The organism is Cyanobacteriota bacterium, from assembly GCA_025054735.1.
Taxonomy (GTDB): Bacteria; Cyanobacteriota; Cyanobacteriia; order SKYG9; family SKYG9; genus SKYG9.
The window spans coordinates 1-11,131 of sequence record JANWZG010000087.1 but is presented as its reverse complement, the minus strand read 5'-3'; the positions used below and the strand labels follow the sequence as shown (position 1 = coordinate 11,131).

General features: G+C 47.6%; 9 protein-coding genes and 2 pseudogenes. 2 read left to right on the top strand and 9 right to left on the bottom strand.

Annotated elements, in window-relative coordinates:
- Window positions 1-139 precede the first annotated feature (139 nt).
- Window positions 140-328, top strand: a complete 189-nt coding sequence (locus NZ772_06170) for a hypothetical protein (GenBank protein ID MCS6813140.1) — start codon at window positions 140-142, stop codon at window positions 326-328.
- Window positions 329-894: 566 nt separating this feature from the next.
- Here NZ772_06170 and NZ772_06165 read toward each other — a convergent pair.
- The 6 genes and pseudogenes from NZ772_06165 to NZ772_06140 form a co-directional block, all read right to left on the bottom strand.
- A pseudogene (locus NZ772_06165) lies at window positions 895-1,059 on the bottom strand (DUF5615 family PIN-like protein).
- Window positions 1,056-1,285: pseudogene (locus NZ772_06160) on the bottom strand (DUF433 domain-containing protein). Before NZ772_06160 ends, NZ772_06165 begins: the two co-directional pseudogenes overlap by 4 nt.
- Window positions 1,286-1,305: 20 nt before the next feature.
- Window positions 1,306-2,136 (bottom strand): alpha/beta hydrolase, encoded by an 831-nt coding sequence (locus NZ772_06155; protein ID MCS6813139.1) that lies wholly within the window; start codon window positions 2,134-2,136, stop codon window positions 1,306-1,308.
- Window positions 2,133-2,585, bottom strand: a complete 453-nt coding sequence (locus NZ772_06150; protein MCS6813138.1) for an NUDIX hydrolase — start codon at window positions 2,583-2,585, stop codon at window positions 2,133-2,135. The genes NZ772_06155 and NZ772_06150 overlap by 4 nt, the downstream gene beginning before the upstream one ends.
- A 12-nt stretch (window positions 2,586-2,597) precedes the next feature.
- Window positions 2,598-3,059, bottom strand: coding sequence for a thioredoxin-dependent thiol peroxidase (gene bcp / locus NZ772_06145; protein MCS6813137.1), 462 nt, complete (start codon window positions 3,057-3,059; stop codon window positions 2,598-2,600).
- Window positions 3,060-3,144: 85 nt separating this feature from the next.
- Window positions 3,145-4,734: a glycoside hydrolase family 57 protein gene (locus tag NZ772_06140; GenBank protein ID MCS6813136.1), complete on the bottom strand. Its 1,590-nt coding sequence runs from the start codon at window positions 4,732-4,734 to the stop codon at window positions 3,145-3,147.
- Between the two features lie 140 nt (window positions 4,735-4,874).
- Here NZ772_06140 and NZ772_06135 point away from each other — a divergent pair, with 140 nt between their 5' ends.
- Window positions 4,875-5,693 carry a transglutaminase-like domain-containing protein gene (locus tag NZ772_06135; GenBank protein MCS6813135.1) on the top strand — a complete coding sequence of 273 codons (819 nt, stop codon included), beginning with the start codon at window positions 4,875-4,877 and terminating at the stop codon, window positions 5,691-5,693.
- 13 nt (window positions 5,694-5,706) lie between these two features.
- On the opposite strand, the gene NZ772_06130 is transcribed toward NZ772_06135, so the two are convergent.
- The 3 genes from NZ772_06130 to NZ772_06120 all read right to left on the bottom strand — a co-directional run.
- A complete protein-coding gene (locus NZ772_06130) occupies window positions 5,707-5,979 on the bottom strand; it encodes a resolvase (protein ID MCS6813134.1) in 273 nt (90 codons plus the stop codon).
- Between the two features lie 265 nt (window positions 5,980-6,244).
- A complete protein-coding gene (gene purB / locus NZ772_06125) occupies window positions 6,245-7,540 on the bottom strand; it encodes an adenylosuccinate lyase (protein MCS6813133.1) in 1,296 nt (431 codons plus the stop codon).
- Window positions 7,541-7,638: 98 nt separating this feature from the next.
- Window positions 7,639-11,131 (bottom strand): transporter substrate-binding protein (locus NZ772_06120; GenBank protein MCS6813132.1); only part of this gene is annotated, 3,493 nt, incomplete at its 5' end.

Here is an 11,131-nt window from a genome sequence, read left to right as displayed (position 1 = left end):
GTCGGCATAACAGGGAATTTGACCAAACTATCCCTGCTTTCTAAGACAATCTCCGGCATCTGGAAAAAACTAGGCGTGACTGAAAATATGAGCAAGTAAAAAAACTTGTGTGCTCCAATCATAGCCTGCTCTGGAGTCTGTGCTTGGGCAATATCTGGAATTTATGGGGCGCGATCGCGGCAGCAAGCAACTACTCCTTACCCGTGAGAAACCTGCTCCGATGTACTGCTTGAACCGCAATACACCAATTTTTGAAATTCTTCCCTCAAGAACAATACAAGACACTCTTAGTCCAACCAATCAAATATTGGACTACATCTCAACCTAGATTGATTAAGTTCCAGCAGTACCCATCAAATCTCCACCGTTCTTGTCTAGGTTGTATTAAATCATGTCCTAGTGACCTTACATTAAGACTCATCCTGCAATATTAAGGTCTCTTGTTAAGAAGAAGCAGTACCATCAGTTGTTCTTGAATCAAGATTTATTTATCTCTTTATAAGACTCATCTTAAGAATCAGAATCTTGTTTTAAGATCAACCGCCTTTCGGATCAAGACTCACAAATCTTAACAAGAGACTTACTAGTAAGCTTTTAAGTCTCATAACAATACAACAGCCTTTTCAATATGAGACTTAATATCTGATACATGAGACTCTATTCAATAAATTCAAGTCTTATCATAAGACAAAACTATTTTTAATTTAAGACTCTTTTATCTCAATAAGAGACTCAAAATAGACATTTAAGTCTTACTTTGAGAAAACTTCATGCCTAACGAATAGTACTGCTGTGTGCCCCAATAGTAAGTGCGGCGGTAGCAGATAACCTTGAACCAGCACCAGCAACTTTACATCCATCCACTGCTATGCAGTGCTACTGCTAAGAAGCATAATCTTGAGTCACAATGCAGAAATCATGTAACTCAGCGAATTCCCAAATTTCTGTATCTGTCTTCTTTGCTAATCCATGAAATTGGATATAGCTGGCATCTGGGAAAATATCAGCCAAGCGAGTGACAAGTTTTCGGCTTAAGTTTTGATCAAAAAGTAGTTTCAAGCGGCACTCACTGAAGCAACTAAACGATGTTCACGATCAGCCGCCAATTCTAGGCAAGCTCTGATATCTGTCTCTGTCAGTTCCGGGAAGTCATCAATAATCTCGGCAACAGACATTCCGGCAACCAGCCAAGAACGTCATAAACTATAATTCGCATTCGTCGAATACAGGGCTTCCCTCTACGTTTATCAGGTTCGATAGTAATGATGTCACGATAGCTCGTAATACAGATGAGAGTGTTTACATCTACCTCTGCAATGATGACATGACAAATAGCCGCACTTCGCGGGCAAAGGCTTCAGCGGCTGTTTCAGGCAACTCGCTGCTATCGGATTGCAGCATGTGTTCAACCGTAACATTGGGTAAGAGGCTGGCGTAGGTTGTGGCCATACTGCTTACTTCTTTGACATCTCGCCCACCCTGAAGCAGTAACACTGGGAGTTTGAGGTGATTTAACCGGGTATGGAGATAGTCAGCCATAATTTCTTGGGGACGACGACGAAACAGTATTCGACAAGCGACGGGCGATCGCTGTAACTGCTGTCGCCGCACAAGCAGATTATGGATTCCCTCTTGCCGTTTGAGCAGCTTGGCTATAGGTTGCACTAAGCATAATATCCAATAGAGCAGGGGTGGTTGCCCCACTAACCAGCGCTCAAGCCGCCAGCGATCGTCGATGCGACTGGGGACACCTTCAGGCGATACCAGCACCAAGCCATGCACCCGCTCAGGATATTTGAGAGCATAGCTAGTAGCAATCCAAGCCCCCATAGAGTGACCAATTAAATACACCTGCCGCAGATGAAGAGCATCTAAATAGTCCGACAGACACTCAACCTGAGTAGCAATTGAGTAGTTGAGTTTAGGACGATCAGATTCACCGCATCCCAGTAGATCCGGTGCTAAGCAATGGAACTCGTGTCCCAACGCTTGGATGACAGCCAGCCACTGGTCACTTGTTTGCCAATTCCCATGGAGAAATACAAGAGTTAACCCCTGTCCTAGTTCTCGCCAGAAGATTTGCCCTAGGGATAATTGAATGCGACTGTTGCGAATTGGTGTTGCGAGAGTCGTCATGAGAGAATCGTCTGCCCACTGAGATAGTCCTGAAGTTGCTGATCATGGTCGTGAGACAGATGACCGATCGGAATTGCGTCTAATGGAAATGCCCGCACATCCAAAACTTCAAACGGATCACGAATACTTATGGTTCCCTCGGCTGCTACTTCTACCAAGATACAGATAGAGTGAATGCGAGTGTCGCGGCTAGGCGAGGAATAAATCCCCACTAAACGACGAATTTGGGTCGCCTGCAATCCTGTTTCTTCCCTCAGTTCCCGTCGCACCGTAGTGGCAATGTCCTCTCCCCAGTCCACCATGCCCCCTGGAAACGCCCACTTACGGGTGTCACTACGGCGAATCATGGCGATCGTGCCATCAGGCAACACTGGGATAATACTGGTGCCTACTACTGGATGCCGAAAGATAATCTTCAAAACCCGTTGGGCAAATTGAAATAGCCGCATTGTTTGCATCTCCTAGGCATCTAAGTCTGCCAAGATCTCAGCCGCATGGTTCTCTGGCTTCACCTTACGATAGATCTTCTCAATGCGACCATCCACCCCAATTACAAAGGTATGGCGAGAGACACCCATGTATTCCTTACCCATGAACTTTTTCAGTCCATAGCTATCGTAGGCCGTTGCTACTGCACCATCTGGATCACACAGCAACGTAAAGGGCAAATCATATTTTTTCACAAACTTAGCGTGGGACTCAGCATCATCCGTACTAACACCTAGCACCACAATATCCTTGGCTTGATAGTCAGCATAGGCATCCCGAAAGCCACAGGCCTCTTTGGTGCATCCTGGGGTATTGTCACGAGGGTAGAAATACAGCACAACCCGCTTACCCCGGAAATCTGACAGACTCACAGTATTGCCGTCAGTATCCGTCAGGGTAAAAGCGGGAGCAATGTCACCAGGGTTTAATGCCATAATGGGATCCTAAAATACAGGGTTGTTTGCAACATTTACTCTAGCTAGTTAGCCGTCTCCCACACAATCGCCGTAGGGGGAGTGTTTACAGCGATCGATAAACTCGATAGTTGATATTGGGGAAGATGTTATCAATTGCCTCGACCTTACTCAACCACCCCGCATCGACCTTGCCTTGCCGCAGATCGTCATACAGCTTGTTGAAGCGCATCAAGTGCGATCGAGTGCGACGCACCGCGTAAGGCACCATGGTTCCTGTACGCATGATGAACGCCCAGTCAGACGATTGAGCTAGGAGTAACTCTCGTGCAGCTTGGTTCAATGCCCGCCACTGCAACTCATCTACAGGTTCATTGCGGGCGAGGTCAATCATGCGCTCAGTTGCCTTATGCAGATGAGGATAAATCCAAGCATTGGTATCATTCAGCCAGTATTCGTGGAAACCCTTATAGCCCCAACTCGATTGGGAGGGACGACAAACTTGCTGCGTGGGGTGCGATCGTAGATAGTCTGACAGGTGCGTCATGTCAAAGGTATTTTGGTCGTACCAAGCTTTGCGGAATAGGTAATCAATAAACCAAGGCCCTTCATACCACCAGTGCCCAAACAGCTCAGCATCATAGGGAGAAACAATGATAGGCGGACGCTGCATGATGCCATGGAGGTGCTCAATCTGACGTTCACGGTTATACATGAAGTTTCCTGCATGTTCCGCAGCTTTTTCCCGTGCCCAGTAAGGGTCGTACAGAGCTTTATCACTCAGTCCCCCATCCCTAGCAGTGATTCTGTGATACTTGATACCAGTATTCTTTCGTTGTCCATTGGGCATAATGTAGGGCTTGATGTACTCATAGTCTGCTTCCCAGCCCAAATCTTTGTAGAACTCCCGGTACACTGGATCACCAGGATAACCAACCACCGATGACCACACTTGCTGAGATGACTCATGGTCACGACCAAAGGCAGCTACACCAGTCTCAGTAAAAATAGGGGCGTAGGTGCCAAACCGGGGGCGAGGACGAGCATAGAGAATGCCATGACCGTCAGTGATAAAGTACCGTAGCCCAGCGTCGGCCAACATGCGTTCCAACCCTTCGTAATAGGCACACTCTGGCAGCCAAATGCCCTTGGGTGGACGACCAAAGTTCTCCTCGTAGTGTTCACAGGCAACCTTAATCTGTGCCCACACTGCCTCTGGGTACATTTTCATCAGTGGCAAATAACCGTGGGTAGCACCACAGGTGATGATGTCTAAGTTGTTACTGTCTAAAAACTGCTTAAAGGCTGTAACAAGGTCACCGTTATAGTGCTCCCAAGTTTGTCGAACCTTGTTAAATTCCGTAGCATAGTGCTCTGCTAGGTATCGAATATGTCCATTGTAAACATTCTTTTCAACCTCTAGCTCCGCTAGCTCTTCTAGTTTGGCAAGATGAGCATCATAGCGCTCTTGAAGCAGTGGGTCACGGAGCATAGACACTAACGGTGGAGTCATGCTCATGGTGATCTTGAAGTCAATGCCATCCTGCTTCAGCCCCTCAAAGACACGTAACAATGGAATATAAGTCTCTGTAATTGCTTCGTAGAGCCATTCTTCTTCTAGCACGTAGTCACTTTCAGGGTGGCGGACGAAGGGCAGGTGGGCGTGGAGAACGAGAGCGAGATAGCCGATGCTCATAGTTGCTGCGAGGCGATGGAGTAATTTGCTGAAGAAATTGTAAAGCGAAACTATACCAAGAATTCGTTAATCCTAAACCTAGGCTGATGGAAATCTATTGTAGAACCGTTAGGATAGTGTTGTGATTTGGGTTGTAGATTTTGAGTTTGTTGCTAGCTAGGGAACGATTTCGCGCGATCGCCGCTCAAGCCGATAAAGACATTGATCTGGCAACGGCCGCATTGGTAATTGCCCAGGAAGAGTATCCCAGTTTAGATATAGAGGCATATCTGCAACAGCTCGACCAGATGGCAGTGATTGTAGAAGCTAAATTGCCTGCGGAGCGCTATCCATTGCGGGTTGTGAAGGCAATCAATGCTTACCTCTATGACGAATTGGGCTTTGTTGGCAACACATCAGACTATTACGATCCACGTAACAGTTTTTTGAATGATGTTCTAGAGCGACGTACAGGCATCCCCATAACCTTAGCCTTGGTGTATCTGGAGATTGCTAGGCGAATTGGCTTTCCTATGGTAGGTGTAGACATGCCTGCTCATTTTCTCATTCGTCCAGATATTCCTGACGTGGAATTTTTGGTAGATGCCTTTCACCGAGGCGAAGTGATGTTTGCAGCAGATTGTCAACAGCGCCTAACAGAAATTTATGGTCAGCCTGTAACATTTAACCCTAGATTCCTAGAGCGCAGCACGCCCCGCCGATTCTTAGCACGACTATTGTCTAACTTGAAGATGATTTACCTGAGTCAAGAAAACTGGCACAAGGCTCTAGCGGCAGTCGAACGGATTTTGTTGCTGTTTCCGGAAGTGTCAATGCAGCGGCGCGATCGGGGATTGATTTACTATCAACTAGGCAATTGGATTGATGCCCGCCTGGATCTACAGGCATATCTAGAGGCAGAACCTACAGCCCAAGATGCTCCTGTTATTGAGCATTTACTCCGGCGAATGAGCCAATAGGAGCTAGTAGCAATCATGAGCGCTCCTTCAAGAGCTGATGGATAGCCTGTAGTTCAGTCAAAATGTCTTGTAGCAACCGATTTGTAGCAGTTTGAACAGGTTCTTGCACTGAAATTGTGACCTGGCGAATGCCCAAGACATCACGCGCAAACCGAGCTACTTCGTTGGGATGGAACCGCAAAGGCTCATTAGCGCTAAGACGGTGCTCAGGGTTAAGGCGCTTAGGGTCAAACGGCAAGTTTAGATTATGAGGATTATGGGGATCTGTATTGGCATAGCGATAGATAGAAGGACGCGATCGGTTAAGAGCCTACTGCACCGCATCAATATCCATCAACATATCGGGTGATGAAGACAAGGGCTGACTGGCTGTAAACTCAGATTCCATTGGTTATCTCATATCTAGACTTACAATTCTTGCTGCAAGTCTAGCATGAAACAGCTCAGTCTCGACTTGAGATTAGCCCTATGTAACTCTAAGCGTTGACTAGGTATGCTGCTTACTGCTTAGCCCTAGATTATGCTTGTTAGCTAGCTAACTGTATACTCAGCTAAATCCCCAGCCGTTGATAAACCGCCTCAAGGTGCCGAAGATGATAATGGGGATCAAAACAAGCCTGTAACTCTTCTGGAGAAAGGTATTGGGTGACTTGGGGATCTTGACTGACTAACGCCTGAAAGTTGCCATCTGGTCGATTCCAGGCTTGGTGAGCACAAGCTTGCACAACGCTGTAGGCCGCTTCCCGGGTCATGCCCTTGTCTACCAGGGCTAGCATGACTCGCTGGCTGAATACAACACCACCATAGCAGTTCATATTGCGAGCCATGTTCTCAGGGTAAACCAACAGGTGCTGCACAAGATCCGTAATCTCTACTAGCATGAAGTGGGTTATGGTACAAACATCGGGAAACATTATCCGCTCTACAGAACTGTGGGAAATGTCGCGTTCATGCCAGAGGGCAACATTTTCCAAAGCAGCGATCGCATGACCACGAACGATTCGCGCTAGGCCAGATAAGCGCTCCGAGCGAATGGGATTGCGCTTATGGGGCATGGCAGACGAGCCTTTTTGTCCCTTAGCGAAAAATTCCTCCACTTCTAAGACATCTGTACGCTGAAGGTTACGAATTTCTACCGCAAAGCGCTCGATCGAGGCTGCCAATAAGGCTAGGGCTTGCACAAAATGGGCATGGCGATCGCGAGACACCACCTGTGTTGAAGCAGTGTCAGGTTTGAGATTAAGCTGCTGACAAGCGATCGCCTCTACTTCCGGGTCAATATTGGCATAGGTGCCTACAGCGCCAGAAATCTTGCCCACAGCAATATCCTGACGTACAGCGACTAAGCGATCGCGATGCCGCAACACCTCCGCTAACCATCCCGCTAACTTAAACCCAAAGGTAATTGGCTCTGCGTGGATGCCGTGGGAACGGCCAATCATAACTGTATAACGATGTTGTTGAGCCTGATAGCGAATAGCCTGTATCAGTTTCTCTACCTCTTCCAACAACAGGTTTATGCTGGCTACCAATTGCAGAGCCAGTGCCGTGTCTAGCATATCCGAGCTAGTCATGCCTAGATGGATGTAACGGCCTGCATCACCAACATATTCGTTAACGTTGGTCAAGAATGCAATTACATCATGGCGTACATCAGCTTCAATTTCAGCAATGCGCCCAGGGTCAAAAGCTGCCTTAGCCTTAATTTCTTCGACTGCATCACGGGGAATACGTCCTAGTTTTGCCTGAGCCTCACAAACAGCAATTTCTACCTGGAGCCAAGTTTTTAGCTTGTAAGATTCTGACCAGATTTCGCCCATCGCGGGCAAGGTGTAGCGATCGATCAAAGCGGGTGCCCTGAAATTAACTTCAATACAACCGTTTAATTCTACAGGGTTCAGGGGTCAGATGTCAGGGATAGCAACTGATGAGTAAACCCATAAGCTTATTTTTGCTTAAACACCAATAGAGTAATGTCGTCATAGACGCGGTGGGTGCCAATGTGTCGGCGAACATCAGTGACAATTGCCTGCTGAATCTCTTCGGCAGAGCGGTGATGGTGTTGTCGCGCTATCTGACAGAGACGCTCAATGCCATAGAGTTCTCCGGCTTGATTTTCCGCTTCAGGAATACCATCAGTGTACAGTAGTACTACATCACCAGGATGCAAGTCTATGTGGGTGTAGCCTACAAAGTTGGATATGTCGGGCACAAGACCGATCGGGAATCCTAGATCTATTGTGTCAATGCGCTCAATGTCACCTGTTGCTCGAATAACAATCAGCTCCTCGTGCTGACCACTCAAGCGCAAGGTGCCTGCGTGGTAGTTGATCAAGGAGAGAGTCAAGGAGCGATCGCAGTCCATTCGCTGCACATTATCGTAAATAATCTCGTTGAGAATTCGGAGAAAAGTTTCTGGATTAGTTTCACCACTGGTAAGCAGCGTGCGCACCGCCGTTTGCACCATCAGCATCAACATGCCACTCTCTAGCCCATGCCCTGTGACATCACCAATACCAAAGGTGACCACACCATTCTGATGCAACACATCATAGTAATCACCACCTACTTCGTTAGCAGGTTCCATAAAGCCTGCAATATCTAAGTTAGAGATTGCCTGTAACTCAGTCTTTTTAGGCAGCACCATCTGTTGTAGCCGTCGTGTAATATCTAGCTCAGCGCCCATGCGTAGATTCTCAGCTTTCAGTCGCTCGTTAAGGGCTAAAATCTCAGCATTGGCTTTCGCTAAAGCCTCTTCAGCTTGTTTTCGCTGGGTGATGTCAGTGACTGTACCTTCGTAATAAAGCAAATTGCCCTGGGCATCGCGCACAGCTCTGGCATTCTCAGCAATCCAAATGATGCTGCCGTCTCGGCGAAACACTTGGCTTTCAAAGTTGACAACGGTATCGTGAGCCAATATTTCAGCTACAAACCGATCGCGGTCTTCAGGATTAACATACAATTGATGCTGTACATCAGTAATTTCGCTCAGCATTGCCTCAACGGAGTCATACCCATAGATACGGGCCAAGGCAGAGTTTGCTTTCAGATATTGTCCAGCGGGCGAAGTCTGAAAAATGCCATCAACCGCGTTTTCTACAATGCTGCGATAATTCTCCTCCGCTAGACGTAGAGCTTCCTCGACAGCCTTGCGATCAGTGATATCTCGGACGATCATCAACACTTCACTGTCCCCGACACGAGAAAATCGTGCTTCCTGGTAGCGCACATCGCCATTGGCTGTTACGATGCGATATTCCTGAAATTGCACCTGACCTGTTGCCAGCACTTGCTGTATAGCATCCATTCGCTGTTGCACAATGTCAGCAGGCATCACATCGTGCATTCGCTTGCCAACAACATCCTGATCTGGAAAAATACTCTCTACACCATTAAAGGGCTTAAAGTGTAAATAGACACCATCAGCGTTGACACGGGCAATAAGATCGGGAATTGCCTCTATCATGCTGCGATTCAGGGCTTCGCTATAGCGCAGGGCAGCATCAGCGAGTTTGCGATCGGTCACATCTCTGGTTACCCACAGGGCAGTGTTCTCATTGATAGGAGAAATGCTGGCATCTGACCAGACCTCTTGGCCGTCTATGATGAGGCTATATTCAACAGTTACAGTTTCACCTGTGTCTAAAGCTTGGTGGATATAGCCCAAAAACTGATCAGCAACCTCTTGGGAAAAAACTTCATGCAGAGTCTTGCCAATGCGATTAGTAAAGGGTTCGTATTGCAACCGTGGATTAACCGCCGGAATTTTAAGGTGGCGACCCTCCCGATCAAAGACAAAAATGAGTTGATCCATCGCCATAAATAGGGCATTGGTTTCAGCGTTAGCCTGTTGTAGAGCTACCTCGCGCCGTCTAGCGTCTTCCTCAGCTCGTTTACGCTCACTGATATCCCGCGCTACCCAAATTACCGTATCAACTGACAGCGGTGACACATTAGCTAAGAACCAGCGTTCCTGGTTTTGAATTGTCAAGCAATACTCATGCTGCATCGTTGTCTGGGTATCTAGAACCTGTTGAATGCAAGCAATGACACCATCTGCGATCTGAGTTGGCAGTATTTCATAAACTGTTTTACCGTAGCGGTTTATATTGCTGTCATACAACTCAGATGGGTCATGGGAAACTATCTTGAGATAGCGACCTTGGCGATCGTAGACAATTACCAAGTCAGTCATTGCTTGGAATAATGCCTGCAACTCACTTTCAGTCCGCTGTCGTTCACGGGCTTCCTGTCGAAGTTGGGCAATAGTTTGCTCCAATTCTTGGGATTTTTGCTCCAACTCACAGTTAGCTTGAATACCTTGGGAGACCTGAGCTAGCAGATTCATCACCAGCGACCTATTGGGAAAATCAGCATCTTCCAGCCCCATCCAGGGTTTGGGGGGAATGGCTACGTCACTGCAATACACAATTTCAAACTGCCCCGTGGCCTGCACCTTGCCGATCCGACAAAATTGTCGTAAGTGCTGATTTGGCTCAATTTGCAACAATCCTCCAGGGCTTTGAAACGTTTGCCCATATGCTGCTTGCCGTACCCTATCAACAGCCACCGATTGAGCTGCTTCCACAGCCTGCTTCCACAGATAAATTTGGGTGTAGGCACGAACAATTGAGGCACTAGTGACCCGATCGTTACCATACCGTGCTCGGAAGTTTGCTACAAACCGACGGTTTTCAGGATTATCAATGCTCTGGAAATAGCTCCAACTGGCAAAGGTGCCCTCGGCATAGGCTGCCATCGTCTGTAGCTCTGGTTCAGCAATGCTGGTTGCCATCACAGGAATGCCCTTGGCTCTCAGCCCAGATTCAGCATAGGCTTGGTAAAAGCTCAGGTTACTGTCCCCATTTAGGGTATTAAAAATAACATCAGGTTGAGCAGCAGCTATCCGTTGCATGACTGCTGTAAAGTCAGTCGCACCGATTGGCACGTAATCTTCACCCAGAATTTCACCCCCTTCTCGATGCAACTGGGCTTCTACAATACGGTTCACAGTGCGAGGAAACACATAGTCAGAGCCAACTAAGTAAAACTGCTTACCATAATGCCGGAACAACCATCCCAGGGCTGGTTCAATTTGCTGATTGGGGCAAGCCCCCATATAGAACACATAGGGCGACTGTTCCAACCCTTCATACTGCACCGGATACCATAGCAAAGCATTGTGGGTCTCTAGAACTGGCAATAGGGCTTTACGACTGGCAGATGTCCAACAACCGAATAGCGATACAACCTGCTCTTGGGTCAACAGCCGTTGAGCTTGGCGGGCGAATTCCTGGGGGTCAGAAGCTCCATCTGCCACGATCGGCTCTAGCAGCCGTCCTAATACGCCACCAGCAGCATTGATTTCAGCGATCGCCAGCAACGCTGCATCCCTCAGCGGTAACTCGCTAATTGCTAAGGAACCAGTTAGGGAGTGC